We start from the raw sequence: 26,228 nt of genomic DNA, 5'->3' as shown, positions 1-26,228 counted from the left end.
GAGGATCATATGGATCAAACAAGCAACGAAGTCGTATCAATCAGTGAGATATTATTAACACTTCGCAAACACGTTAAGTTAATTTTAGGCACAACAATCGTTATCACAGCATTAGCCGCCATCGTTACGTTCTTTGTGATGACGCCCAAATATAGTTCTGGTACCCAGATTCTGGTAAACCGAAAGCTGGATTCAAGTATGGCAGCCGCCCAGTTACAAACTACTCAGGCTGACATTGCGATGATTAGTACATATAAAGATATTATTACAGGACCAGTTATTCAAAACACAGTCAAAAAAGCCACTAAGAATTTACCAGGGGCCTCTGATAGTTCTGTGAGTGTTGCAACAGAAACAAGTTCTCAAGTATTTACAATTAACGCAACGGCAACTAATCCAGATACTGCAGCTGCAGTGGCTAATAAAACGGCAAGTGTATTTAAGAAAAAGATCGTCAAAATGATGAGTATCAACAACGTAACCATCGTTTCTAAAGCAGTTTCTAAGTCAACACCGGTTTCCCCAAGGATCAAGATTAATCTTTTGGCAGGCGTTGTTTTAGGACTAATCTTGGGCGTGGGATTTGCCTTTATCAGTGAATTTAACGATAAAACAATTAAGGATGAGGCCTTCTTAACAGAAGACTTAGGGTTAACAAGTCTTGGTATTGTGAATGAAATGAGTCAAAAAGATATTGACCGACAGATTAGGGAACAATCGCAAAGTACAGCACGGACAAGCCACGCAAGACGAAGGGTTTAGGTGGAAATATGCCATTATTTAGAAAAAAAAGTAAAGTCGATAACGAAAGCTTAAAACATGGAGTTAGTTTAGTTTCCGTAACTGATCCTAGTTCTGTAGTTGCCGAACAATTTAGAACCATTCGAACAAATATTCAGTTCTCTGCGGTTGATAAAAAAATTCAATCACTAGTGGTTACTTCAGCAGAACCTTCAGAAGGTAAATCAACTGTTAGTTCAAATCTTGCCGTTGTGTGGGCAAAACAAAATGAAAAAGTTCTTTTGATTGATGCTGATCTCCGTCGGCCAACTGCCCATCGCACTTTTAATCTTTTGAATGCAGCCGGTTTATCGAGTTATTTAAGTAATAATGCGGTCTATGAAGAAATTATTCAAGAAACTGAAGTCCCTAATTTGAGTGTGATTAGTAGTGGCCCAGTCCCACCTAATCCAGCCGAGTTATTGAATTCACGTCACATTAATACCTTAATAGAGCGTTTGGAAGATGAGTACGATATTATCATTTTTGATGCACCACCAATTAACACGGTGACTGATGCTCAGTTATTAGCAAATAAGGCGGATGGTGTCATTTTGGTTGTACCTCAAGGTATCGCTGAAAAAGGTGGAGTGACACATGCTGTTGAACAATTGAATAAAGTCCATGCCAAAGTGTTAGGCACGGTCATGAATCGATTTAAGGCTGATAAAGCACCAGGATACTATGGCGGTTACTACGGCGGCAATTATGGTGGTTACTACGGAGTAGATGATAAAAAATGATTGATTTACATTGCCATATCTTACCAGGTGTTGATGATGGTTCGCCAGACATGGAAACTTCCTTGAGACTTGCTCAAGTAGCTGTTGATCAGGGGATTACTCACATGTTGTTAACACCCCATCATATGGATGGCCAGTATGTCAATCACAAAGCAGCTGTTGTGACTAAGACCGAAGCGTTTCAAGAAGCATTGGATAAAAGTCAAATCAGGTTAACAGTTTTCCCAGGACAAGAGGTTCACATTACTGGTGAATTGCTACGGGCAATTAATCAGAATGATGTGCTTTTTGCAGACGAGGGAAATCGATATTTGATTCTCGAATTACCACATAATGAAGTTCCTGAATATACTAGTAAAATGTTATTTGGATTACAATCACGAGGCATTACCCCTGTTTTAGTTCATCCAGAACGAAATCAAGGATTTATGCAGGATCCTGATAAACTTTATGAGTTTGTGAGTCAGGGCTGTGTGACACAATTAACTGCAAGTAGTTACGTGGGTGTTTTTGGAGAACATGTTCAAAAGTTTACGGAACAAATTATTGATGCCGGCTTAGGGTGCGTGTTTGCTTCGGATGCACATAATTTTAAAGGTAGAAATTTCAAAATGACGCAAGCTTTTGAGAAATTAGAAAAAGAAAAAGGCGTTCGATTTGCCGAAACTTACAAAGAAAATGCGAAAAGTATTATCAATGGGGATGACGTGATTTTTGGGGAAATTCACCATGTCCAAGGTAAAAAACGAAAGAAAAAGCTTTGGGGATTATTTTGAGATTTAGTGTGGAGTTAATTAAGGAGCGGGTAGAATGGAAATGAACAATGTCAATGAAAAATGTCAATGAAAAATGGTTGGATAAGGATCAGGTTCGGACTCGATATATATATTATGGAGTAAAACGGGTCTTTGATTTTGTAGCAAGTTTTCTAGCGCTAATTGTGCTTAGTCCAGTGTTTCTGGTTGTGGCTCTATGTATTAAATCAGAAGATTGGCGAGGACCAGTGATGTATTCACAAATTCGTTTGGGAATTGATGGTCGTAAGTTCAAAATGTACAAGTTTCGTTCAATGGTGGTAGACGCTGATGCAAAAATAAAAAACCTACTCGATAAGAACGAAGTTGATGGCGCCATGTTTAAAATGAAAGAAGATCCCCGCATCACAAAGGTTGGTAAATTTATTCGTAAATACAGCTTAGATGAATTACCACAGTTATATAATGTGTTGATCGGTGATATGAGCTTAGTAGGTCCACGTCCACCATTGACACGTGAAGTCAAAGAATATACAGATTATGATAAACAACGTTTGCTTGTTCAACCGGGCTGTACAGGGTTATGGCAGGTTAGTGGTCGTAATGCTTTAGGTTTTTCTGAAATGGTTGAACTCGACTTAAATTATATCGAACACAGTAGTGTTATGTTTGACATTATCATTTTATTTAAAACAGTAAAGATTATGATTATTCCTAACGACGCTTACTAAACTAAAGGAGACTCATTTTGGAACGACACGTTTTTATAGTTGGATCTAAAGGCATTCCGGCGAACTATGGGGGATATGAAACCTTCGTTGAATATTTAACCAAATATCGAAAAAAATGCCGACATACATTATCATATAGCCTGTAAAACGAAAGACAAAACAAAAAAATACGGCCATTTCACTTATAACAATGCGGATTGTTTTAATGTTTTTGTTCCAAACGTTGGCCCTGCACAAGCCATATATTATGATGTTGCCGCCTTAAATTATTCGATTAAATATGCCAAAGATCATAGGATTGAGAAACCAATATTTTATATTTTGGCATGTCGAATTGGCCCATTCATGGATGGTATTGTAAAAAAGGCTCACGCAATTGGTGGGGAGGTATTTGTCAATCCTGATGGACATGAGTGGATGCGTGCAAAATGGAGTCTGCCAGTGAGAAGGTATTGGAAACTCTCAGAAAGCTTAATGGTTAAGAATGCTGACTTATTGATTTGTGATAGCAAAAACATCGAGAAATACATTCATTCAGTTTATGGAGAATATTCTCCTAGAACTACATTTATCGCTTACGGATCTGATGTAAAAAAATCGGAATTGAGTGATAGTGCGCCGCAACTAATCGACTGGTTTGATAAATTCAATGTAAAGCCTGAAAACTATTATTTGATTGTTGGAAGATTTGTTCCAGAGAATAATTATGAAACAATGATTCGTGAGTTTATGCAGTCCTCTACTGCCAAAAATTTGGTCATCATTACAAATGTGGAGCACAACAAATTTTTTGATAACCTCAAGGAAAAAACACATTTTGATCAAGATAAGCGAGTTAAGTTTGTGGGTACCGTGTATGATTTAGAACTTTTGAGAAAAATTCGTAAATCTGCATATGCATATTTACATGGACATTCAGTTGGTGGGACTAATCCTTCATTACTAGAGGCTTTAGCTAGCACAAAATTGAATTTATTATTTGATGTTGGATTCAATAGGGAAGTAGCTCAGGATAGTGCATTATATTGGAGCAGAGAAAAAAATTCATTAGCAAATATAATTAATAAAGTAGATCATTTCAATGATACGGACATTAATAAACTTGAAAAGAAGTCTACAATGCAAATAACAGAGCAGGGAACCGTGCTAATCTAGCTGGACTGCCTGAGGATCGGGTTAAATTAGTTGTCGGTGATGTGGCTGACGCTGAATTGGTTGATAAGCTGGTTAAACATACTGATGCGGTAGTGCACTATGCAGCAGAAAGTCACAACGATAATTCGTTGATTGATCCTAGTCCGTTTATTCAAACTAATATTATTGGCACTTATACTTTGATTGAAGCTTGTCGAAAATATGATGTGCGTTATCATCATATTTCTACTGATGAAGTTTTTGGCGACTTGCCTTTACGGGAAGATTTGCCTGGTCATGGTGAAGGTGTTGGTGAGAAGTTCACACCTGATTCTCCTTACAAGCCAAGTAGTCCTTATTCTTCGTCTAAAGCAAGCTCAGATTTATTGGTTCGGGCTTGGGTGCGTTCGTTTGGATTGAAAGCGACCATTTCTAATTGCTCAAACAATTACGGCCCGTATCAACATATTGAGAAGTTTATTCCTCGTCAGATCACCAATATTTTGAGTGGTATTCGTCCTAAATTATATGGATCAGGTAAGAATGTGCGGGACTGGATTCATACTAACGACCATTCTCGTGCCGTTTGGTTAATTTTGACTGAAGGCAAATTAGGAGAAACCTATCTAATTGGTGCCGATGGTGAAAAAGATAACAAGACTGTTCTTGAAATGATCTTGGAACAAATGGGACAACCCAAAGATGCTTATGATCAAGTGAAAGACCGTCCTGGCCACGACATGCGGTATGCGATTGATTCCACTAAGTTAAGAACAGAATTGGGTTGGAAGCCAGAATTTACTGATTTTAAGACAGGCCTTCAACATACAATTCAATGGTACACAGATCATGAAGATTGGTGGAAAGATGAAAAAAAGGCTGTTGAAAGTAAGTATGCTAAAAACGGCCAATAATTATTAGCGGGTGAATAACCTGCTTTTTTTGATAAAAGGAGTAACTGAAAATGAATAATATTTTAATTACAGGTGCCAATGGTCAACTTGGAACCGAACTTAGAACGCTATTGGATGCAAAGGGGATTTCTTACACTGCTACTGATTCTAAAGAGCTGGATATCACGAATGCTGAAGGCGTGAATGCCTATTTTCAAGAACATAAGCCTGAGTTGGTTTTTCATTGCGCCGCTTATACCGCTGTTGATGCTGCAGAGGAAGAGCCGGGAAAATCAATTGACGAATTAGTAAATGTGACAGGCACGCAAAATATTGCTACTGCCGCTGAACCTGTTGGAGCAACTCTAGTTTATATCAGTACGGATTATGTGTTTGATGGTCAAAATGACGGTATGTATGAAGAGATGGATAAACAAAACCCTCAAAATGAATACGGTCGAACTAAAAGTTTAGGTGAAAAGGCTGTTCGTGACACAATGAGTAAGTACTACATTATCAGAACTTCATGGGTATTTGGTAAGTATGGTAAGAACTTTGTTTATACAATGCTGAACTTGTCCAAGACTCATGACGTTTTAACTGTTGTGGATGATCAAGTTGGTCGTCCGACTTGGACGTATACGTTAGCACAGTTTATGTTATATGCTGTTGAAAATAAGATTGCTTATGGCACGTATAATTTGAGTAATGATAATCAAGCGAATTGGTTTGAGTTTGCTACGGAAATCTTGAAAGATACCAAGACAGAAGTTGAGCCAGTGAGTTCTGCGGAGTATCCTCAGAAAGCCCACCGACCAGAACACTCTGTTCTTTCATTGGAAAAGACCAAAGCAACTGGATTTAAGATTCCAGCATGGCAAGAAGCTTTGAAACAAATGATGGCAATTATTGATAAATAATGATCTAAATGTGATAAAATATACTTCGGGAAAATTTGACAGGAATGTTATGTCATTAATTAATGTAACTTTGAGAGGAGAAATTCATGAATTATTTAGTGATTGGTTCTGGCTTGTTTGGGTCTACGTTTGCTTACGAGGCTGCAAAAAGGGGAGCGCAAGTTAAAGTTATTGAAAAAAGAGATCATATTGCAGGTAACATATATACAAAAGAAGTAGAAGGTATTCAAGTACATGAATATGGTGCTCACATATTTCATACTAAAATGCCAAAAATCTGGGAATACATAAACAAATTTGCAGATTTTAATAATTACATTAATACACCCATTGCCAACTATAATGGTGAAATTTATAATATGCCTTTCAATATGAACACTTTTAATAAGCTTTGGGGAGTAGTTACGCCAGAAGAGGCCGAAAAAAAAATTGAGGACCAAAAACAAAGTGTCAAATTGAATGGTAAGCCACAGAACTTGGAAGAACAGGCAATTTCCCTAGTTGGACCAGATGTGTATAAGAAACTGGTAAAAGGGTATACAGAAAAGCAGTGGGGACAGTCCGCAACTGAATTACCTGCATTTATTATTAGACGTTTGCCAGTCCGTTTTACGTATAATAATAATTATTTTGATGATCCGTATCAAGGAATCCCTATTGGTGGGTACACTCAAATTATTGAAAAGATGTTAGCCAGTGATCTTGTCGAAGTTGAAACTAATACTGATTTCTTTGACAAAAAAGAAGAATATCTTAAGTCTGACACTAAAATTATTTATACAGGAATGATTGACCAGTTTTTTGATTATGAATTGGGAGAGCTTGAATATCGTAGTTTAGAATTTGAGACTGAAGTAAAAGATGTAGATAATTATCAAGGGAATGCAGTTGTTAATTACACTGATGCTGAGACACCTTATACACGAGTGATTGAACATAAGCATTTTGAGTTTGGAAAAGGTAATAAAAACAAGACTGTAATTACACATGAATATCCTAAAGCTTGGCATCGTGGTGATGAGCCCTACTATCCAATTAACAATAAGCGGAATAAAGAGTTGTATACACGTTATGTCGAATTGGCACGTAAAAAGGCTCCTAACGTCTTATTTGGTGGTCGTTTGGGTCAATATCGTTATTACAATATGGATCAAACAATAATGGCAGCATTACAGACGGTTAAAAAGGAATTTGGAGAATAATAATGCAGGTAGTTAAAAATTACCTCTATAATGCATCGTATCAAATCTTTATTTTATTGGTTCCATTAATAACAACGCCTTATCTAGCACGAGTATTGGGACCCACTGGTGTAGGAATTAATGCTTACACCAATTCTATTATTCAGTACTTTATTTTATTTGGAAGTATAGGAGTTAACCTATATGGAAATCGACAAATAGCCTTTGATCGGGACAATAAATTTAAGTTAACAAATACGTTTTATGAAATATTTATAATGAGGATAGTTACAATTACCTTTGCGTATTTAGTTTTTTTGATTTTTTTGGTTGTTATTGGAAAATATCAAATTTTCTATTTAGCTCAGTCTGTTTCTATTATTGCTGCAGCATTTGATATCTCTTGGTTCTTTATGGGGATCGAAAATTTTAGCGTGACAGTTCTGCGTAATTTTGTTGTTAAAATCATTACCTTGATTTGTATTTTCTCTTTTGTGAAAACTTCTGCTGATTTAACAGCCTACATTCTAATTTTATCTTTATCTTTGTTGGTTGGAAATATGACGCTTTTTCCTAGCCTTAGTAAAAGGATCGGAAAGCTTCATTTTAAGAATTTGCATATCTGGCAACACTTGGTACCATCGATCACACTTTTTGTTCCACAAATTGCGACACAGATCTATCTCGTAGTTAATAAGACAATGCTTGGTTCTATGACATCGGTTCAAGCTGCAGGGTTCTTTGACCAATCTGATAAAATGATTAAAATTGTTTTGGCAATTGTGACTGCCACGAGAACTGTGATGTTACCACATGTTGCCAATGCTTTTATGAAAGGTCAAATTAGTAAAACAAAAGAATATTTGTACAGCAGTTTTAGATTTGTAACAATTGTTTCTATTCCCATGATGTTTGGTATGATGGCCATTGCAAATAAGTTTGTACCGTTGTTTTTCACAAGTAGTTTTTCCGCTGTGAGACCTTTGATGATGATTGAATCTTTGGTTATTCTTTTGATAGCTTGGAGTAACGCGTTGGGAACTCAATATTTATTACCGACAAATCAAAATAAAGCATTTACGACGTCGGTAATACTGGGAGCAATTGTAAATATCATAATCAATATTCCATTGATTTTAGTTTGGGGTGCATTAGGAGCAACAATCGCAACGGTGTTGTCTGAATTAACGGTTACGACATATCAGCTTTATGCGGTACGACATCAAATTGATTTTCGGAAATTGTTTAAAGAGACACACAAGTATTTTGTGGCTGGACTAGTTATGTTTGTAGTGGTAAAACTTATTGATCTTAAGGCTGCAAATTCATGGTTAATGCTTCTTGGGGAAGTTTTCATAGGCATGGTAGTTTACTTACTACTTTTGCTTATTTTGAAAGTTACCTTAATTAGTGAACTGAAAAAATCATTGAAGAATTAGTCAAAATAGTGTAAGTATTATTCAAACAGTAGTGTGATCTTAATAAATGAGTTCAATCTTATGGTCATTTGCGTTTTTTGATAATGAAGTTGATCACTATCCGTACATTGATAAAAAGTTTAAGATTGCGGAACTTTAGTGAATTTTCAAAATCAAAAGTTTACAATAGTACTAGATGTTTTACAGGAGGATACGCATGAGACATGAACATGGACAAAAAAAACATACAGTAAGAAACGTTATTTTGGTAATTTTATTGGTTCTAATTGTTTCGGGGGGCGCTTATGCAGCTCGTAAGTTTTATAACTTAAAACATGCTGTGGACAAGACCTACCAAAGTGCTGGAATCAAAAAAACACGGAATGCAAGTTCTGAAATTCAAAATAAGAAGCCTATTTCAATCCTGATTATGGGGACCGATACTGGCGCATTGGGACGTTCTTATAAAGGTCGTACCGATACGATGATGTTGATCACCATGAATCCTAAGACGGATAAAACGACCATCACAAGTATTCCGCGTGATACCGGCGTCACAATTCCAGGATATGAGAGTGAGTCACCTTCGAAGATTAACGCGGCATATGCGTTTGGAAGTGCTGGGACGGCAATTAAGACGGTTCAAGAAATGCTGAATGTGCCAATTGATTTCTATGCCATTATGAATATGGGTGGTATGGAGAAGGTCGTTAATGCGGTTGATGGGGTGACAATTACACCGACACTTAGTTTTACTTATGATGGATATACGTTTAAGAAGGGCCAAGCAACGCATATGAATGGTAAAAAGGCGTTGGCTTATGCGCGGATGCGCTATGATGATCCACAGGGTGATTATGGCCGTCAGACGCGTCAACGAGAGGTTATCATGGCTATTATGAGTAAGGCAGGGTCAGTGAAGACGTTGTTGAACAAGAACTTTTTGGATTCAATTTCGTCACAAACTAAGACTGATCTGACGTTTGATGATTTGGCAGCACTTGCGCAAGATTATCGTGGTGCAAAGAAGACGGTGTCCCAGACTCATTTACAAGGAACTGGCAAGACAGTTAATGGGCAAAGCATGGAGTTGATGGCAAAGAGCGAGTTACAACGTGTCACGAACTTAAATCGAAAGAATCTCGGACTGGCACATGCCACGACTGGGAACATCGCATTGAGCGTTTCTGCTACATCTAGTTCTGATAGTAGCGTACAGAGTGATAATGTGAATGCGGGAAATTAAAGAGAAGATTATGTGTTTGAAGCAGTTGACTGGGAGAAAATCTTAGTTGATTGCTTTTTTATTCGGGTCTAAACAGCATACATACTGTTTCTGTTTCGACTAACATATTTAAGTTTTGTAGTGACAACTAAAAAAGTTATTATTCTACTATAAAAAATATTGATGATTGGCGGCAATATCAACACGAATTAAAAAAGTTGAAATAAGCAAGAGTCTAAAAGCTCATACATGACCACTAAACGCTACTTTATGGAAAAATAGGAGGTACAATGTTTATGAGCATTATGTATTATTTTTGTGAGCCAAGTTGTACTACTATATGTAGTAGCTTATAAAAGTGATACAATATATGTAGGCGGAAAGCAAAGACGATAAATTTTGGTATCACGTCGCTGAATATTTTGTGATTAATATTTTATAAAAAGGCGAATTGGGCTGGAAATTTATGTAGTGTTTTGTAATTACGTTACTGTTTTGTTAGATTTTATGACAACCCTCAAAATTATTAAAAATCAAGAGAATTTTAGATGGTTAAGTTTGTGGAATATTGGTAAATAATAAAGGGTAGGCATAAACAGATGACATTAGATTGCGTACAGCCAACAGAGCAATATGATTATGGAAAGTGTGGAGAAACAATTAATTCAGAGCAGGCGAAAATGTTGGTTCGAGCTAATTATAATTCGCATGCGTTCATTTGTAATGCCACTGATAAATTCGATCATTAAAAAGTGTAAATGTCGAGTGATACTTGTCACACCTTGGAGTACCCAAGATACAGCTTATTTAAAACTATGCCAGAAAAAGTGCACACTTGTGAAAAAATACAGATACAGGCTAAGAAAAAGCTGAGCACGATCACAAATATAAGTCAGGACAAACGGTACTAAACTTCTTTAAAAGTACGTTAGATCAAGAAAGTTAGGCAAACACAGTTTTATTTTGCGAGTAAAAAGATAATAGGAATGCTGAAATCAACCTGACGATGACGCATGCTAACTCTAATGCGCTGAATAAAGTGGTTACTTAGGACTTTTGGTAAAAACAGGCACACAACACAACCGCCTGTCCAATAACTGTAAACGATAAATATGAAAATATGCTAATTGATCCAAGGTGGGCACATTTGAGTATATACAATTTTAATGAAAAATATTCTTATGACTTATCGGACATTACCTGATGTGAAATTTTGATAACCCTATCAAAGAATTACAACAAAAAAATATTTGTGAAAATCGAAAAAAGTTGAAAAGTTGACAAGCTTATTTTATTTGCAATGTAAATTAATATTATTGGAGTAGAGAAAATGAAAGTAACTATTTATCGGTCTAAATATGATTGGGAAGAAACCATTTTGAATTTGGGTCTAGAAAAATTTTTGGATGAGGCAGATGAGGCAATTAAGGTTGGAACCTACTATACTTTAAAATCATTTAGTATAGAGCAATCAGATTCTTTTCATGATGGTAATTTGACTAAAGTAACCGTTTTGCCAATTGTAAAAAAGAAAAACCGTGAATTAACAGAAAAACAGAAAACTCTGGATAATTTTGTGAATCAATATGATGATAGTTATGCGCGTTTTAGTCCTGAAAAGGGTGGAAATTTAGATACTATTCTTTTGGTGAAACAACAACTAGCAGTTGAACAAAAGGTGTATTTGATTCCATTTGGCCAAGGATACCGCAAAGTTGAAGAAGTAGCAGATCCTAACTTTGGAATTGAATTTGCAGAGCGAGGGGTTCGCCATACTGACGTCATTACAAAGCATGTCAATTATTTCGGCCAAGATAAGTCACAATCAATCACTAATTATAGGCGAACCAGCAGGGATATTGCATTACCATCTGAGGCATATACGTCAATCACGGCTTATCCGGACAGAAGGGATATGTATGGGGACGTCGTTGTATGTGCACTTGGGGTAACTTTACAGGTGAAGTCTAATAAAAAAGTAGGTTTTGGCAAAGGATTATGTGAGGTAGTCCGGAACATAGACGATTTAATGCGAAGTAAGACGACTCTGAGCAAATTTCCAAAAATTCAATATATTGATGACAAGAATACAAGTAATACTTTGAATTTAAGGTTAACAGATATTATAAAAGCAGGGGCTAATTCTCTTTCAGATGCAATAGTCCAAGTTCCTGACGCGTTAAATAGAAAAACAACTGTAAATTTTAAACAATCGGTTTCTTTGTTGTTTCTTGCAAATATTGCAAATAATGTTGTCTTCTTAGACAAGATGGAGCTGTCAATTTTTATAATTGGTTTGAAGAGAAAGACTATGGCTACTATCGACTTATCTGGAAAAGTTGGTGTATTGAGTCAGATTGGCAAGTATCTTAAGATAAATTCTTCATACGCAGTCGATCAGTTAATGTTTAAATGTGTTGATGCAGTAACGGGAGATTCTTTCGATTACCATGTTGAACAGTTCATATTAGCAGAAATCTGTAATAATAATAAACCATATATGTTGCAGAATGGACGTTGGGGCACATTTAATGCTGAATTTTTCTCGTTAATCAACGAATCATTAGCTGATATCGAGGTTCATTGTAATGAGGAGGAGCTTTTAGTCAATTTTGGAAACCAAAAGTCGAAGAATGTAAAGGTGGGTAGCGAAGAAGACTATATGAATGAACTTCAAGCTGCTAATGCTGACAAACTTAGCAAAATACACAAGCATTTTGCTAAGCCAAGTAGTAATAATTTTACTTATCGTGGGCCTGGTGTTGAACTGGCAGACATGTATGACTCAGTAAAGAGAGAATTATTGACTATGAAGCTGGGCGAGTCAACTGCAACAACAATGTATAGTCTGGAACAGAGTATACTTGCGCTATCAATTATTAATAATGAAGATTCTTATAATGTTACGGATATTATGAATGCAATAGGCGGGAAGGCTCACTGGCAGGAAGCACTAGCGTCTAAAGACAATGTTCTTGTTTGGATTTACCCAATCAAGAATTCCGATGATAAATCGCGTTTTGGGCCCAAGATAACGACCAGTATTCAAAAAAATACTTTTGATCTAACAAAGTTTGGATCAATCCTAGTTAAGACAAAGCTTTATGAATGGGCTCAATTTGTAAATGAATCGCATCAAAAACCAATTGTTCATTTCGTTACTCCAAGGGACATGTCGCGTTAAAATTAAAGCTTAGTGTGAAAAAATAAAATAGTTAACGTAGTAAAAAATAGGCCTTCAGAATTTACCCTTCTGAAGGTCACTTTTTTCGGATTGTAATAAGAAGTTGAATGGGGTCATCAAGTAAAAGCCAATCATTACGCCGAGTCCATTATGGACAACATCCATAATATCTACTGTTCGACTAATGTGGACTAGCTGGTCTAATACGAATTGACCACCTTCGTTGAATAAGGCAATTCCTAAAGCAATGAAGAAGACTTCAAAGAGGATTGGTCGATCCCTGTAAGCAAAAATATAAAGATAGACACCAGCTGGAATCGTCATGATCACATTCAAGATGGATTGGGCACCATAATCTTGATAAGGCATGGCGACCACTTTAGCATAGCCAATATGATAGGTATGCAGTAAATAGGTTTCCCCAAATGAGTAGGAGCCGGGGGTGAAGATCAGGTAGAGCACACAGATCACGTAGATGGTGAAGGTGGTTCTGACTAAAATAGAAAATCCGGACTTATTCAGCATCATTTTTCTGAGATTGTAGATTGCCACAAGTGCTGAAATTATTACAAACGGTAAATATTGAATGGCTGCCATTGAACCACCTCCAAAATTATTTAATGTTTCCATTGTATCGCAAAACTTATCATATTAAAACCGATAATACCGCGCTTTTTAGTTAACTTTTCCTTAACACCGTAGAACTTTCTTAAACTCCTCAAAAAAACATTGCAATCGAATTCAGAATGATATATGATGAGCTTGTAAAGAAAATGTAATATTAATGTAACACTTTGGAGGCGGTTTTGATGAAAAAAGTAATTCGATTTTTACTAATAGTAAGTTTGGCAATGGGTGTATTTATGATTGGTAATACGACACAAACTCAGGCCGCTTCTCGAAGAACAATTCCAGTTGCCATGCGAGGTAATTGGTATTTAACGAAGAAAACGGGTTTAAGTGTAAAAAAGACATCAATGGTTGGTCTACACCATACTGTGATGGAGAGAACATACGGCAAGTATATGGTCTTCAAATATTACTATAAAGGTAGTTATTCATTATCTGATACACGTTGGGGATTTGGATTCTTCTTCAAATTGGTTAATGTGAAGGGTAAGAACGGTAAAAACTATAAGGCATCGGCGATGTGGGGCCAGGGACCAGAAGCCCAACTCTACTATAAGAAGTTGAATAAAAACGAGCGTCACAGCTTATCATGGCGCAAAACAATTAAATTGATGAATGGACAAAAGAATTTCTAGCGTCTGACTTTACCTAATGAGGGAAAGGCTTTATAATGCTAAAGAGAGTGCTTCAAAGGGTGGCTAGCTTCCGAGTATAGCCTAGGTAAGGTAATGATTCGGGTTTGGAATCGTTAGCTTACCGTAGCTAAACGGAGGAAGTTGCCCTTTGAAGCACGTTTACGCTATACAGCAGAGTAAGGATTACCAGAAAGGATGTTACAATTGGAAAAAAATGAAGAAGAACCAGTAAAAAAGCCATTTGATATTGGCGATAAGGTCCACGTAAAGAAAACCGCTTTATTACCAACAGGCTTTGATGGCCAAGTGGGTAAGGTTTATGAAAATTCAATTTTAATTGATATCGATCCAGATACTGTTGCTAAAAGCCGCAGTGAAGAGCTTCATGATTTACATGGACGTGTCATTGTCCGTTTTGCTGAAGCTAAGAAGATTGAAGCTTAGTCAAAATTAAAAGTTAGAAAAGCAGTCATATCAGCCGATGTGGCTGTTTTTGCTTGCCATAATTTAATGTTATTCATAATTTTCACAGTTTTACCTATTATTTTTAATATTCATTTAATTATCTTGTTGACAAAGCCCTGTTCAGAGTGTATCTTTGTCATTAAATTCTGATTAGACGATTTCTCATAATCAGATTTAAATATTATAGGGGAGTTGTTTAGCGTATGAAATTAAAAAAGGGATCAGTGACACTTTTAGTGGCATTACCTTTACTATTACTAGCAGCTTGTGGTAATGGTAATTCATCTTCAAAGAGTAACGGGGCAGTAGATAAAAATAATTTAGCTTCAAAACAGGTTGTGAACTGGACAGAGACATCGGAGTTGCCTTCGATTGATCCTTCAATCGCAACTGATCAAATTAGTTTTGATACTATGAACAACGTTGGTGAAGGTTTGATTCGTTTAGGTAAAAACAACAAAATCTTACCTGGAATTGCAACCAAGACCAAAGTTTCTAAAGATGGGAAGACTTACACGTTTACTTTACGGAAGAATGCTAAGTGGAGTAATGGCGATAAAGTGACTGCCAAAGATTTCGTTTATTCATGGCAACGCATCAATAATCCAAAGACTGGGGCCCAATATGCTTACTTATATAGTGGCATTAAGAATGCTGACAAGATCCAAGCCGGCAAGAAACCAGTCAGCAGTTTAGGAATTAAGGCTGATGGCGACTATAAGTTGACTGTTACCCTTGAAAAGGCTATTCCATATTTCAAATTGTTAATGGGCTTCCCAAGTTTCTTCCCACAAAATCAAAAAGTGGTTGAAAAATACGGTAGCAAATACGCCACACAAAGTAAGTACCAAGTTTATGACGGACCATTTACGTTACAAGGTTGGACAGGGACTAACAACAAGTGGACCCTTGTTAAAAACAAAAATTACTGGGATAAGAAGCACGTTTACTTATCTAAGTTAAATGATCAAGTTGTGAAGGATACGCAAACTGGTTTGAACCTTTTCCAAGGCAAACAAGTTGACCAAACTGTTTTGTCTGGAACCCAGGTTGCTAACATGAAGAACAGCAAATCCTTCTTCCTTGGCCGTGAAGCTCGTAATTCATATCTTGAATACAACTACAAAAAGATCAAAGCCTTTCAAAATGTGAATATTCGTAAAGCAATGTCTCTTGCTATTAACCGTAAACAGTTAGTTACTAACGTTTTGGCTGATGGTTCAACTGCACCAAAGGGATTTGTCACCGATGGGTTGGCAAGTAACCCTAAGACTGGTGAAGACTTTGCAAAAGAAGCTTACAATGGCGAAGGTGTTAACTACGACTTAGCTAAAGCGAAGAAGTTATGGGCAAAAGGTTTGAAACAAGAAGGCAAGAAGAGTGTCACATACACTTTGATGTCCGATGATACTGAAGCCGGCAAGAAGACTGCTGAATTCTTACAAAGTCAGTTAGATAAGTTGCCTGGTTTGAAGATCGATGTTCAAACCATTCCATACAAGACGCGTTTGGCACGTTCCGCTAAGGGACAGTTCCAGTTGGTTATCACAAACTGGGGTGCTGACTTCTCAGATCCAATTTCTGATTTAGGCTTGTTCACATCTGACAACAGCTTTAATAACGGTCGTTGGGCAAACAAAGAATATGACAAGTTGATCGATAAGGCTAACAATGCCGACGCTAACAACACTCAAAAACGTTGGGAAGACATGGTTAAAGCTGAAAAGATCTTGATGAGCGAACAAGGTAATGCACCACTTTACAATGGTGTTGTTCCTCAATTAATCAATACAAAAGTTAAAGGCTATGTATGCAATACTGCTGGTGTTCCTTGGAACTGGAAGGGTGTTTACGTAGAAAAATAGTTTCATATTAAAGATTCAGAAGATTGCACAGATTCAGTGCAATTGTTCTGAATCTTTTTATTTTGCGTCATACAAGCCGCAATTTTTGACTTTTAATCAGGAGCTTGGTAGGCTCTACTCAGGGTAGTCAATGGTGTGAATTATTTGAAAATGTTTGCAATTTGTGACAGTTCAAATTTGCTTGTCACGAAGTAGTTAAGCCGAAGAACCCGGTAAATAGGCAATCGGGAAAAATCATGAGCAACGATGTCGTTAAGTTTCGATCAGCAGGGGTATACTTTGAACACTTACTTAATCTGGGAGGAAAGAAATTGACGAAAATTGCGATTGTGACCGACAGTACTGCCTACTTACCTCAAAACGTTTGCGAGAAGCTGCATATTATGGTGGCTCCAATTTCGGTAGGTTTTGGCGCGCAACAGTATCGCGAACGGATTGACATTACGGATGCTGAATTCTATAAGCGTTTAAAAAGTGAAAAAAATTTTCCAACAACGGCACCGCCATCTATGGGCGCAATGAATGACATTTACCAGGCTTTGGCAAAAAAAGGCTATGATGAAGTTGTGAGCATCCATCTAGCAAGCGGTGTTAGTGGCTTTGTGAATAATCTTCATCAATTTGCTGAAAGTGTTTCAAAGATTAAGGTCCACGTTGTTGATTCACAACTTTCAGTGCAGCCAATGGGATATTTGGTGGTCCAGGCTGCTAAGATGGCGTTGGCACAGAAGTCAGCAACAGAAATCATAGCCAAAATGACGGAGTTGAAGGCCACACTTGGTGAGTATTTCATTGTGGACGATCTTAAGAATCTGGTGCATGGCGGGCGTTTGGGAAGTGGCTCTGCGTTTGTCGGTTCACTTCTAAAAGTCAAACCAATACTTACTTTGAATAAAGAGCGTTATAATATTGAGGCCGTCGACAAAGTGCGTTCAATGAAAAAAGCTAAATTAAACATTGTTAATCGATTTATTGAAGAAACAAAGGATCTGTCGTATAACGTGCGCGTGTTTTTAAGTGGAACTGATAACGAACCTGTTGTGGAAAAGTGGCGGGAAAGTATTCAGTCCAAATTGAGCAACGTGGCGGCAATTGAGACAGGACAAATTGGCCCGGTTCTGGGCGCTCATCTTGGACCCGGAGCATTGGCTATTTTATGGGTCAAGGAAGTCAATTAGGACATGTAAAAGTGAGGTAGTGAAAATCTATGAAGAAATTAAAAATTGATTTAAACGATCAAGATTATATGGGCAGTCATGAAGCAAGTTCCATGTGGGGCAAGCAAAAAGATTATGTCCGAACAATCTATAATAAGTATCCAAAACGTTTTCCTGAGGGTAGTATCCGCAAGTTTGGCAAACAACTGATTGTGACCCGTGAAGGCATGGAAGCTGTCACTGGCATTAAGAAAAGTAAGTTAAAAGATCTTAAGAAAAACAAGTAATTAAAAATCGCTAAAGTGTAAGTTGACCGGACGAATGAATTCGGTGGACTGGACTTTAGCGATTTTTGTTTGGCCAAATGCTGATATGATAGAATCAACTTGTAAAGTTAAGGAGAAAACTATGAAAACTAGTGAATTTATAAAAAAGTTGGAAGTATTAGATTTAACTGAAGTTGAAAAAGACTATAACCAGTTACGGGTCATCAGACACGGCGAAGAAGCGGCCACTATCAGTCTCACGGAATCGTCTGATTTTCAAATTTGTGGCAAAATGCCACGACGATTGTTGAACTTGATTGTGGATTATGCGGTCACAAAGATTGAGGAACGTAAATAAGGATATATTTTGTTAGCAAGGTTCAACAAAATAGTTATCAGTTTGAAGAGAATTGCAACAATAAATTTGGTTGATATCATGCTTTCAAGCAATTTGGTATCTTATTTGAAGTTGACGATAATATAATCGCTAACACAAAGATACAAAATTACTCATTACGCCATACAAAGAAGTCCTCACATTTCTGAAAGCATGTGAGGACTTTTGCTGTGTAAAAAAACTTTATGTTAATCAAAAGGATGTCCCCGGCGAGAGTCGAACTCGCAACCTATCGCTTAGGAGGCGATTGCTCTATCCAGTTGAGCCACGAGGACAAGTTTCCTTTCGTATTTTCCCATAGATATCATGGATAATCAAGGTAACCCAAATTGAAAAAGTGATTTTCTGAGCTTTTTTGAGTTTAATCGACAAAACTTGATCGCAATCAATTTCAAACTTGTCTTTTGCGGCTATATTAGACTTATCAAATAAAGGCAAGGGGATAAAAAGATCATGATGAAATTCGAACAAGTTGTTCAAAAAAATGTGAATGCTATTACGTGGACATCAGCTGCATTAATTGTAATCGGCTTTTTAGGGGAGACAATGGGGCTACAACTAGTTTATACAGTTGCATTTGTTCTAGCTTCCATCATAGCCGCAACGCCGATCATTATTCGCGCTGTGGAAGCTTTAAAAGTTCGTGTGATTGGCATTGAATTATTAGTCAGCATTGCAGTCGTAGGGGCTTTTGTCATTCAGGAATTCAATGAATCTGCCATTGTGACTTTCTTATTTTTGTTCGGCAGTTTCTTGGAAGCTAAGACATTGGCTAAAACGCGAGAATCAATCAAAACGTTGACCGAAATGGCACCGACAACTGCTGAGGTGGTTCAAGCAGATGGTTCAATTGAAGAAACGGATGTCGATGATGTCGATGAAGGCGATATTGTTTTAGTGAAAACAGGCGGTCAGGTCCCAATTGATGGCGATATTGTTGAAGGTTCGGGCTACTTAAACGAAGCAAGTGTCACCGGAGAATCCAAACTGGTTAGCAAGCAAGAATCTGACAGTGTTTATTCTGGAACTATTTTAGATAACGGAACCTTAAAAGTGAAAGCCACCAAAGTTGGCGATGATACCACGTTTGCCAAGATTGTGGAATTAGTCGAAGATGCTCAAGATACGAAATCTCATGCAGAGAAATTTATCGATCAATTTGCGAAGTACTATACGCCAGCCGTTTTGATTTTAGCTTTATTAGTGGGCTTCATTTCACGAGATTTTCGTTTAGCCATCACGGTTCTGGTACTTGGATGCCCTGGAGCCCTAGTCATTGGTGCGCCGGTATCCAACGTAGCCGGGATTGGAAATGGTGCTAAAAATGGGGTGCTTATTAAGGGTGGCGAGGTTGTAGACACCTTTGCCAAAATAGATACCTTAGTCTTTGATAAAACCGGAACTTTAACGAAAGGGCACACAGAGGTTTCGGATATGAAGAGCTATACGCCAGAACAATCCCAAGCATTGGCTTATGCCGCCAAACTTGAAAGTCAATCGGATCATCCTTTAGGCAAGGCGATCACTACTTATGCCAAAAAGAATCAAATTGCGTTTCAAGATTTGCAAGTTACAGAAAATAATACAATCAAGGGTCAAGGAATTGAAGCACAGATTGAAGGCCATCAGATTTTGGTGGGAAATCAGAAATTATTAACCAGTCAGCAACTCGAATTAAGTGCGCAAGAAGTTAGTGATTTGCAGGCCTTACAAGCTACTGGAAGTTCTACGGTGATTGTGGCTGTAGACCGTCAGGTGCAGTTAATCATTGGGGTTTCAGATGTGATTCGCGATAATGTTAAGGAAAACTTGGCCGCGTTAAAGCAACTTGGCATCAAGAAATTAGTAATGTTGACTGGTGATAACGAAATCACCGCAAAACACGTAGCCACTCAGTTAGGCATTGATGAAGTGCATGCTAACTTACTTCCTGAAAACAAGGTTACCTTTGTGAAACAACTCAAAGATGCGGGCCATAAAGTAGCATTTGTGGGTGACGGTATTAACGATAGCCCTTCAATTGCGACCGCAGATATTGGTATTGCGATGGGTGGTGGAACGGATGTCGCGATCGAAACCTCTGACATTGTTCTAATGCAGTCCAGTTTCCAAGAACTCGTCCATGCTTATGGGCTAGCTAAGAAGACAGTTGCCAATACACGTCAAAATATTACGATTGCGATTGGTACAGTTATCTTTTTGCTAATTGGTTTGATTTTCGGGTATATTTATATGGCAAGTGGGATGTTTGTGCATGAAGCCAGTATCTTAGTGGTTATTTTCAATGCGATGCGCCTCATTCGTTACCGTGCACTTACCGAAAAATAAATCAAAAAGAGTTATCAAAACTTGATCGGCATCAATTTTTAATTAACAAAGCCACGTTATACTTTAAGCATAGCAATTAGGAAAAAGCTTTTTGCTAAAAAAAATTAGGAGGTTTTTAAAATGACAAAAGCAGGTTTACAATTAGGTGCATTAACTTGCCCATCATGTATGCAAAAGATTCAGGGTGCGTTGGAAAAACAAGCTGGGGTTCAAAAGGTTAAGGTTCTGTTCAACGCTAGCAAGGTGAAACTCGAATTTGATGACAGTGCCAATACCGCTGATGCGTTAGCTGAAGTTGTTAAAAAACTTGGCTATGAGGTCAAAAGTGTTAAGGTTAAACAGCCAGCCGAATAAAAAACTAAAATAAGCTTCATCCTGCTAATTAAGAACTACAGGATGAAGCTTTTTGTAGCGTACTAGTATCAATTTTAGTGTGGATTATGCTAATCACAGATGAGTGATGTCACGCTGGCGCCTATTGAAAACGATCATTTTGCGTGGTATAGTACTTTAGTAATTAAAAACGAAATGCATATATAAACGCCATAATAAGGATGGCGAGTTTCTACCCAGAACCGTAAATTCTGGACTATACGCAATAAACTCATCAAACGATGTCTATTTGCGGACATCGTTTTTGTTTTACTGTGATATGGATATATGCCTAGGAGGCAATGAGTTGGTTTCAAAAGAAGAATGGGCACAAGAGCAGCTTGATTTCGACGCAGGAGAGGGTGTTCCACAGGAAAATTCAACGTCAACGGCGCATGCCGCAGTTTTAGGGTTGCAGCATTTATTGACGATGTACTCTGGAGATGTCATGGTGCCTCTCTTGATCGGGGCGATTGTACATTTTACAGCTACCCAGATGGCACTATTGATTTCAATGGATTTATTCATGTGTGGGGTTGCCACGTTGCTGCAAGTTCACCGAACACGCTTAGTTGGGATTGGGTTGCCTGTCGTTTTAGGATGCGCGGTTCAAGTGATTACCCCACTTGGGACAATCGGTAAAGATCTTGGTATCACAACGATGTATGGGGCTATTATTATTTCCGGATTATTTGTTTTATTGATGAGCGGAATTTTTTCGAAAATGCGCAAACTTTTTCCGCCGGTTGTGACCGGGTCTTTAATTATTGTCATTGGTTTCACCTTGATGCCCGTCGCAATTACTGATTTAGGCGGAGGAACTGTTAGTGCCCATAACTTTGGGTCATTCAATAATTTATTGGTTGGCGGTTTTACTTTAGCGGTGATCATTGCGGTTAACGTTTGGGGAAGAGGATTTGTGCGGTCCATTGCCGTTTTAATTGGTTTAGTGGCCGGGACGGCCTTATCAGGTGCTTTAGGGATGATCAAGTTAAGCACTGTCTCCCAAAGTGGTTGGTTCCGTTTTCCAGAACCCTTCATGTTTGGAGTACCACACTTTGAGTGGTCTTCGTCCGTTACCATGATCTTAATTGCTTTGACTACCATGATTGAGTCGACCGGTGTGTTCTTTGCCTTGGGTGATATGACCAATCGCCATTTAACCGGCGATGATTTAAAACGGGGCTATCGCGCTGAAGGAATTGCCCAAATTTTGGGTGGCATCTTTAACACTTTCCCATACTCTACATTCTCTGAAAATGTGGGTGTTGTGCAGTTTTCCGGAGTTAAAACTCGGAAGCCAATTTACTTTGCTGGCTTATTCTTACTGATTTTAGGCTTATTGCCCAAAATCGGCGCATTAGCCACGGTGGTGCCAACACCAGTTTTAGGCGGGGCAATGTTAGTTATGTTTGGAACGGTTGGGCTACAAGGGGTCCGAATTTTGAAAAACGTAGACTTTGATGACAGCCGCAATTTGATTGTTGCTGCAGTTTCCATTGGCGCTGGCTTAGGGGTTGCCAGTGTGCCCACGATTTTCCAAGCGCTTCCTTCAGAATTGTATTTAATTCTCGGTAACGGGGTCGTCGTGACTAGTATTGTGGCCGTTTTCCTAAACTTGGTCTTTAAGTTACAACGTAAAACTGAAGCTAAATAAAAATGCGCGAATTTCGAGTCTGTATAAAACAGATCAAAGAAATTCGCGTATTTATTTTATGGAAGGTGAAGGTGGTTTATCCAGTTACCGTTTCTAAAAATTGGGGTGATGGTGCCATCTTGTTTGATGCCATCGATGTTCATTTTGTCAGAACTGACCATGAAGTCGACGTGCACTTGGCTATTATTGATGCCATGTTTGGACAATTCTTCAGGAGACGTTTTAGCGCTGCCCTGCAAGTTGAAGCGGTTGACTGGGTTAGAAGTTTACACCCACCTGAGTAACTAAATTAGCGTATTTTTGAAGCTTTTTAGTTAAAGTTGTTTCATTTATAAAGGCAATCCTCTTCATAAAAATCGATTCTATCGTAGCATAGCCAACGCGTTTCCACGCAAGAAATGGGCGGTTGATTGCAAAATAAGTGCTAAGAAATATCAGAAAGACCAGTTAAGACTTAAAAAACGATGAGTGGCGCGGTATACTTGTTTACAAGAGAAATTATTAATTATGCCGATAAAGGCACCTTTTACGGAGGATTATTTTGAAAAAATTACGTGTCATGACCATATTTGGAACGCGTCCTGAAGCCATCAAAATGGCCCCAATCATTTTAGAAATGAATCAACGAAAATCTGAATTTGAAGCGATCACCGTTGTGACAGCGCAACATCGAGAAATGTTGGACCAAGTTTTAGAAATTTTCAAAATTACCCCAGATTATGATTTAAATATTATGAAACCCAATCAAACGTTAAGTGAGATTACCGGCCGCGTTTTAAATAAATTGGATACCATTATTCAAGAAGTGAAACCGGATGTTATTTTGGTTCACGGAGATACCACAACAACCTTTGCGGCCAGCATTAGTGCGTTTTACAACCAAATCCCGCTAGGCCATGTGGAAGCGGGCTTACGGACGTGGGATAAGTATTCGCCATATCCAGAAGAGATGAACCGGCAATTAACGGATGTTTTGGCCGACTATTACTTTGCACCAACGACTTTAAGTAAACAAAATTTACTTAAGGAAAACCATCCCGAAGCCAACATTGCGGTTACGGGAAATACTGCCATTGATGCCCTGCATGAAACCGTGCGTGAAGATTATCATCACGCTGTGCTAGATTTGGTAATGCCAGAGCATCGTCTAATTTTGTTAACGATGCATCGCCGCGAAAATCAGGGAGCACCAATGCGCCGAGTATTTCAGGCCATTAAGCAAGTCGTGGATTCTCATACAGATGTAGAAATTATTTATCCTGTTCATCTAAGTCCTGCCGTTCAAAAAGCAGCTCACGAAGAACTAGGCGATGATTCCCGGATTCATTTGATTGACCCACTGGATGTGGTGGATTTCCATAATTTGTCTGCGCGCAGCTATTTCATCATGACAGATTCTGGTGGTGTGCAAGAAGAGGCTCCTTCGTTGGGCAAACCTGTTTTGGTATTGCGTGATGAAACGGAACGTCCAGAAGGGGTCACAGCTGGCACGTTAAAATTGGTGGGTACTGATCCACAAACAGTGACGGATGCGATGCTGGAATTGTTGGACGATTCACAAGTTTATCAAAAAATGGCCACTGCCAAAAATCCGTATGGGGATGGACATGCTGCCCAACATATTTTAGATTTCTTACAACAAAAATTTAGTGATAAGCGGAGTTAATGGGGATGAAGGATTTAATTAAAAAGAATCAAGCCATCATTTTGTATTTAGTTTTTGGGGTTCTTACAACAGTTGTCAATATTGGGGTGTTTGCCTTTTTTGAAACTTATACAAATTGGAATTACCAAATTGGCACTGCAATCGCGTGGATTGCATCGGTTTTGGTGGCGTTTTTTACTAATAAAGTATGGGTTTTTAGCTCAGGTTACACTACCTGGCGGGCGTTTTGGCGTGAACTTGGTTCCTTTTTCTTCTTTCGCTTATTGACCTACTTTATGGAAGTTATCATTATGTGGGTTGGCGTTTCGTTAATGAAGGATAATGCCATTTTAGTAAAAGTGGCTGATAATGTGATCGTGGTGATCGTAAATTACGTGTTCAGCAAATTAATTATTTTTAAACAACACGAGACAAAAAAAAATTGAAACTGATTAACCAAGTTCCAATCTTTTTTAAACAGGCTTTAGTTTTGTGAGGCATTGTAGCTATCAACTAAGCTTTTGGCAAAGGCATCTAATTGATCTAAATCTTCTTCTGATTCAGGTGCCAAATTGATTTTAATGGGTTCTGCTCCTTGTTTAGCTTTAGCAGCTTTGAAAGCTTTGGCAAAGGCATCAACAGCGACACAATAAAATTCTTCATAAAAAACGTCGCCGGATCCAGCTACGCCAAAGATTTTACCATCTAAATCTAAATCAGGTAGTTCTTCATAGAAGTCCAAGCCTTCTTCAGGAAGGGCACCTTCGTCGTAGGTGTAAGGTACCACAACACAGATATCAAAATTTTTAAATTCATCGGCATCGGTCTGTGAAATCTCTGATTCGTCAACTTCGACGCCGAGATCTTCAAGCGCTTCGGTAATGATGTCGGCGCAATCTTCGTTGTTGCCGGTAATGGTTGCAAAAACAACTTTTGCAGTTGGCATGTGAGTTCCTCTTTTCATTATAAGTCCTAAAGAATTATAGCAGACAAATCCAGTTTAGTGAATGTTTTCAGCAAGGAGGTTCACGATGACAGAAAAAAAAGCAGTTCCAAAGGTAACCAAAATTACCACGCAAAAAAGAGAAGGACGTTATAACGTCTTTTTAGATGACCAATACGCCTTTCCGATTAGTGAAGATGTGATGATTAAATATCGCATTTTCAAAGGGATGGAAATTGATAAGCAATTGCAAGAAGAAATCTTGGCAGCAGATGATGTTTCCAAGGCTTATTCACGCGCATTGGCGTTTTTGTCAGGCCACTTACGAACGGAAAAAGAAATTCAGCAAAAGCTTCGGGAAAAAGAAATTCCAGAACCCACGATTGAAGCAACTTTGAAAAAATTACGGGAATTAAATTTAGTGGATGATCTTCAGTATGCCCAAAGCTACGTGCGAACGATGGCTCGGACTTCTGATAAGGGCCCCATTGTGATTACCCGCAACTTGCGAACCAAGGGTATTTTAGAAAATGACATCGAGCAGGCGTTATTAGAATATCCGGCAGATGATCAGGTCGCTAACGGGATTGAAATTGGCGAGAAACTTAGTCACCATTACCGCCGGGATCCGGTTTCGAAGATGAAACAAAAAGTGCGGCAAGGATTGATGACCAAGGGATTTACAGGAGATGTGATTACTCAAATTCTTGAACAAATGGAATTTGAAATTGACCCTGACTTGGAAGACGAGAAATTGAAAAGTGAATTTGAAAAAGTTTGGAATCGTAATCGCCGCTATGCTTTTTCACAACGGAAGATGCGCACGAGGCGAACCTTATATGGGAAAGGTTTCCAGTCGGACGCCATTAATCGATTAATTGACGAACAAGAAGATTTAAAATAA

Annotated in this window: 23 protein-coding genes, 1 tRNA gene, 3 pseudogenes and 1 riboswitch; of the genes and pseudogenes, 23 read left to right on the top strand and 4 right to left on the bottom strand. The window is 38.1% G+C overall.

Annotated elements, in window-relative coordinates:
• Positions 1-9 precede the first annotated feature (9 nt).
• The 11 genes and pseudogenes from DD627_RS02210 to DD627_RS02160 all read left to right on the top strand — a co-directional run bounded on the left by DD627_RS02210 (position 10) and on the right by DD627_RS02160 (position 12,964).
• Complete coding sequence (locus DD627_RS02210) at positions 10-762, top strand: YveK family protein (RefSeq protein ID WP_260274926.1); 753 nt, start codon at positions 10-12, stop codon at positions 760-762.
• An 8-nt stretch (positions 763-770) separates the two neighbouring features.
• Positions 771-1,523, top strand: a complete 753-nt coding sequence (locus tag DD627_RS02205; protein WP_260274927.1) for a CpsD/CapB family tyrosine-protein kinase — start codon at positions 771-773, stop codon at positions 1,521-1,523.
• Positions 1,520-2,299, top strand: coding sequence for a tyrosine-protein phosphatase (locus tag DD627_RS02200; protein ID WP_260274928.1), 780 nt, complete (start codon positions 1,520-1,522; stop codon positions 2,297-2,299). Before DD627_RS02205 ends, DD627_RS02200 begins: the two co-directional genes overlap by 4 nt.
• Positions 2,300-2,346: 47 nt before the next feature.
• On the top strand, positions 2,347-3,009 hold the full coding sequence (locus tag DD627_RS02195) for a sugar transferase (protein ID WP_260274929.1): 663 nt from the start codon (positions 2,347-2,349) through the stop codon (positions 3,007-3,009).
• Positions 3,010-3,026: 17 nt separating this feature from the next.
• Positions 3,027-4,164 (top strand): annotated as a pseudogene (gene cps2T, locus DD627_RS02190) (beta 1-4 rhamnosyltransferase Cps2T).
• Positions 4,143-5,057 (top strand): annotated as a pseudogene (rfbB, locus tag DD627_RS02185) (dTDP-glucose 4,6-dehydratase); the annotation flags it as partial. The pseudogenes cps2T and rfbB, both read left to right, overlap by 22 nt.
• Before the next feature lie 50 nt (positions 5,058-5,107).
• Positions 5,108-5,956: a dTDP-4-dehydrorhamnose reductase gene (rfbD, locus tag DD627_RS02180; RefSeq protein ID WP_260274930.1), complete on the top strand. Its 849-nt coding sequence runs from the start codon at positions 5,108-5,110 to the stop codon at positions 5,954-5,956.
• An 86-nt stretch (positions 5,957-6,042) separates the two neighbouring features.
• Positions 6,043-7,158 (top strand): UDP-galactopyranose mutase, encoded by a 1,116-nt coding sequence (gene glf, locus DD627_RS02175; RefSeq protein ID WP_260274931.1) that lies wholly within the window; start codon positions 6,043-6,045, stop codon positions 7,156-7,158.
• A 2-nt stretch (positions 7,159-7,160) separates the two neighbouring features.
• Positions 7,161-8,576: an oligosaccharide flippase family protein gene (locus tag DD627_RS02170; protein ID WP_260274932.1), complete on the top strand. Its 1,416-nt coding sequence runs from the start codon at positions 7,161-7,163 to the stop codon at positions 8,574-8,576.
• A 196-nt stretch (positions 8,577-8,772) separates the two neighbouring features.
• Positions 8,773-9,801: an LCP family protein gene (locus tag DD627_RS02165; protein WP_260274933.1), complete on the top strand. Its 1,029-nt coding sequence runs from the start codon at positions 8,773-8,775 to the stop codon at positions 9,799-9,801.
• 1,309 nt (positions 9,802-11,110) lie between these two features.
• Positions 11,111-12,964 carry a DUF6119 family protein gene (locus tag DD627_RS02160; protein ID WP_260274935.1) on the top strand — a complete coding sequence of 618 codons (1,854 nt, stop codon included), beginning with the start codon at positions 11,111-11,113 and terminating at the stop codon, positions 12,962-12,964.
• Positions 12,965-13,018: 54 nt separating this feature from the next.
• Here the strand turns inward: DD627_RS02160 and DD627_RS02155 are convergent, their stop codons facing one another.
• The gene (locus DD627_RS02155; protein WP_260274936.1) at positions 13,019-13,561 is read right to left on the bottom strand and encodes a VanZ family protein; all 543 of its coding nucleotides are present in this window, start codon (positions 13,559-13,561) and stop codon (positions 13,019-13,021) included.
• Positions 13,562-13,773: 212 nt separating this feature from the next.
• Between DD627_RS02155 and DD627_RS02150 the strand changes: the two genes are divergently transcribed.
• From DD627_RS02150 to DD627_RS02125, 6 genes are all read left to right on the top strand, one after another.
• Entirely contained in the window at positions 13,774-14,229 is a 456-nt protein-coding gene (locus tag DD627_RS02150; RefSeq protein ID WP_260274937.1) for a DUF2715 domain-containing protein, read from the top strand.
• A 204-nt stretch (positions 14,230-14,433) separates the two neighbouring features.
• Complete coding sequence (locus DD627_RS02145; protein ID WP_375710197.1) at positions 14,434-14,673, top strand: preprotein translocase, YajC subunit, yajC; 240 nt, start codon at positions 14,434-14,436, stop codon at positions 14,671-14,673.
• Between the two features lie 224 nt (positions 14,674-14,897).
• A complete protein-coding gene (locus DD627_RS02140) occupies positions 14,898-16,559 on the top strand; it encodes a peptide ABC transporter substrate-binding protein (protein WP_260274938.1) in 1,662 nt (553 codons plus the stop codon).
• A 311-nt stretch (positions 16,560-16,870) separates the two neighbouring features.
• Entirely contained in the window at positions 16,871-17,737 is an 867-nt protein-coding gene (locus DD627_RS02135) for a DegV family protein (protein WP_260266962.1), read from the top strand.
• 29 nt (positions 17,738-17,766) lie between these two features.
• Positions 17,767-18,003, top strand: coding sequence for a helix-turn-helix domain-containing protein (locus tag DD627_RS02130; RefSeq protein WP_260274939.1), 237 nt, complete (start codon positions 17,767-17,769; stop codon positions 18,001-18,003).
• A gap of 121 nt (positions 18,004-18,124) precedes the next feature.
• Positions 18,125-18,340, top strand: a complete 216-nt coding sequence (locus DD627_RS02125) for a hypothetical protein (protein WP_260274940.1) — start codon at positions 18,125-18,127, stop codon at positions 18,338-18,340.
• A 240-nt stretch (positions 18,341-18,580) separates the two neighbouring features.
• On the opposite strand, the gene DD627_RS02120 is transcribed toward DD627_RS02125, so the two are convergent.
• Positions 18,581-18,654: transfer RNA gene (locus DD627_RS02120), tRNA-Arg, on the bottom strand.
• A gap of 181 nt (positions 18,655-18,835) precedes the next feature.
• On the opposite strand from DD627_RS02120, the gene DD627_RS02115 reads away from it, so the two are divergent.
• The 3 genes from DD627_RS02115 to DD627_RS02105 all read left to right on the top strand — a co-directional run bounded on the left by DD627_RS02115 (position 18,836) and on the right by DD627_RS02105 (position 22,736).
• Positions 18,836-20,707 (top strand): heavy metal translocating P-type ATPase, encoded by a 1,872-nt coding sequence (locus DD627_RS02115; RefSeq protein WP_260266973.1) that lies wholly within the window; start codon positions 18,836-18,838, stop codon positions 20,705-20,707.
• A 120-nt stretch (positions 20,708-20,827) separates the two neighbouring features.
• Positions 20,828-21,061 carry a heavy-metal-associated domain-containing protein gene (locus DD627_RS02110; protein WP_260266959.1) on the top strand — a complete coding sequence of 78 codons (234 nt, stop codon included), beginning with the start codon at positions 20,828-20,830 and terminating at the stop codon, positions 21,059-21,061.
• Positions 21,062-21,219: 158 nt separating this feature from the next.
• A riboswitch (purine riboswitch) is annotated at positions 21,220-21,319 on the top strand.
• 67 nt (positions 21,320-21,386) lie between these two features.
• A complete protein-coding gene (locus tag DD627_RS02105; RefSeq protein WP_260266958.1) occupies positions 21,387-22,736 on the top strand; it encodes a nucleobase:cation symporter-2 family protein in 1,350 nt (449 codons plus the stop codon).
• 56 nt (positions 22,737-22,792) lie between these two features.
• Here the strand turns inward: DD627_RS02105 and DD627_RS02100 are convergent.
• Positions 22,793-22,981 (bottom strand): annotated as a pseudogene (locus DD627_RS02100) (aminopeptidase); the annotation flags it as partial.
• A 296-nt stretch (positions 22,982-23,277) separates the two neighbouring features.
• Here DD627_RS02100 and wecB point away from each other — a divergent pair.
• Positions 23,278-24,402, top strand: a complete 1,125-nt coding sequence (wecB, locus tag DD627_RS02095; protein ID WP_260274941.1) for a non-hydrolyzing UDP-N-acetylglucosamine 2-epimerase — start codon at positions 23,278-23,280, stop codon at positions 24,400-24,402.
• A gap of 5 nt (positions 24,403-24,407) precedes the next feature.
• A complete protein-coding gene (locus tag DD627_RS02090) occupies positions 24,408-24,827 on the top strand; it encodes a GtrA family protein (RefSeq protein ID WP_260274942.1) in 420 nt (139 codons plus the stop codon).
• 38 nt (positions 24,828-24,865) lie between these two features.
• Here the strand turns inward: DD627_RS02090 and DD627_RS02085 are convergent, their stop codons facing one another.
• Positions 24,866-25,327 carry a flavodoxin gene (locus tag DD627_RS02085; protein ID WP_260274943.1) on the bottom strand — a complete coding sequence of 154 codons (462 nt, stop codon included), beginning with the start codon at positions 25,325-25,327 and terminating at the stop codon, positions 24,866-24,868.
• Positions 25,328-25,412: 85 nt separating this feature from the next.
• Here DD627_RS02085 and recX point away from each other — a divergent pair, with 85 nt between their 5' ends.
• On the top strand, positions 25,413-26,228 hold the full coding sequence (gene recX / locus DD627_RS02080; RefSeq protein ID WP_068805858.1) for a recombination regulator RecX: 816 nt from the start codon (positions 25,413-25,415) through the stop codon (positions 26,226-26,228).

It is taken from the genome of Pediococcus sp., assembly GCF_003533255.1.
In the GTDB taxonomy this organism is placed as follows: Bacteria; Bacillota; Bacilli; order Lactobacillales; family Lactobacillaceae; genus Pediococcus; species Pediococcus parvulus.
Note: the sequence above shows the minus strand (reverse complement) of the source record. Positions and strands in the feature narration are given on the sequence as shown.

What these genes read in the sequence shown, in the direction of transcription:
- DD627_RS02210 (WP_260274926.1), top strand. Translation starts at nt 10, where the DNA reads ATGGATCAAACAAGCAACGAAGTCGTATCAATCAGTGAGATATTATTA.
- DD627_RS02170 (WP_260274932.1), top strand. Translation starts at nt 7,161, where the DNA reads ATGCAGGTAGTTAAAAATTACCTCTATAATGCATCGTATCAAATCTTT.
- DD627_RS02200 (WP_260274928.1), top strand. Translation starts at nt 1,520, where the DNA reads ATGATTGATTTACATTGCCATATCTTACCAGGTGTTGATGATGGTTCG.
- DD627_RS02085 (WP_260274943.1), bottom strand. Translation starts at nt 25,327, where the DNA reads ATGCCAACTGCAAAAGTTGTTTTTGCAACCATTACCGGCAACAACGAA.
- DD627_RS02110 (WP_260266959.1), top strand. Translation starts at nt 20,828, where the DNA reads ATGACAAAAGCAGGTTTACAATTAGGTGCATTAACTTGCCCATCATGT.
- rfbD (WP_260274930.1), top strand. Translation starts at nt 5,108, where the DNA reads ATGAATAATATTTTAATTACAGGTGCCAATGGTCAACTTGGAACCGAA.
- DD627_RS02165 (WP_260274933.1), top strand. Translation starts at nt 8,773, where the DNA reads ATGAGACATGAACATGGACAAAAAAAACATACAGTAAGAAACGTTATT.
- DD627_RS02140 (WP_260274938.1), top strand. Translation starts at nt 14,898, where the DNA reads ATGAAATTAAAAAAGGGATCAGTGACACTTTTAGTGGCATTACCTTTA.
- DD627_RS02090 (WP_260274942.1), top strand. Translation starts at nt 24,408, where the DNA reads ATGAAGGATTTAATTAAAAAGAATCAAGCCATCATTTTGTATTTAGTT.
- DD627_RS02155 (WP_260274936.1), bottom strand. Translation starts at nt 13,561, where the DNA reads ATGGCAGCCATTCAATATTTACCGTTTGTAATAATTTCAGCACTTGTG.
- DD627_RS02160 (WP_260274935.1), top strand. Translation starts at nt 11,111, where the DNA reads ATGAAAGTAACTATTTATCGGTCTAAATATGATTGGGAAGAAACCATT.
- DD627_RS02195 (WP_260274929.1), top strand. Translation starts at nt 2,347, where the DNA reads ATGTCAATGAAAAATGTCAATGAAAAATGGTTGGATAAGGATCAGGTT.
- DD627_RS02115 (WP_260266973.1), top strand. Translation starts at nt 18,836, where the DNA reads ATGAAATTCGAACAAGTTGTTCAAAAAAATGTGAATGCTATTACGTGG.
- DD627_RS02125 (WP_260274940.1), top strand. Translation starts at nt 18,125, where the DNA reads ATGAAAACTAGTGAATTTATAAAAAAGTTGGAAGTATTAGATTTAACT.
- DD627_RS02130 (WP_260274939.1), top strand. Translation starts at nt 17,767, where the DNA reads ATGAAGAAATTAAAAATTGATTTAAACGATCAAGATTATATGGGCAGT.
- recX (WP_068805858.1), top strand. Translation starts at nt 25,413, where the DNA reads ATGACAGAAAAAAAAGCAGTTCCAAAGGTAACCAAAATTACCACGCAA.
- DD627_RS02150 (WP_260274937.1), top strand. Translation starts at nt 13,774, where the DNA reads ATGAAAAAAGTAATTCGATTTTTACTAATAGTAAGTTTGGCAATGGGT.
- DD627_RS02205 (WP_260274927.1), top strand. Translation starts at nt 771, where the DNA reads ATGCCATTATTTAGAAAAAAAAGTAAAGTCGATAACGAAAGCTTAAAA.
- glf (WP_260274931.1), top strand. Translation starts at nt 6,043, where the DNA reads ATGAATTATTTAGTGATTGGTTCTGGCTTGTTTGGGTCTACGTTTGCT.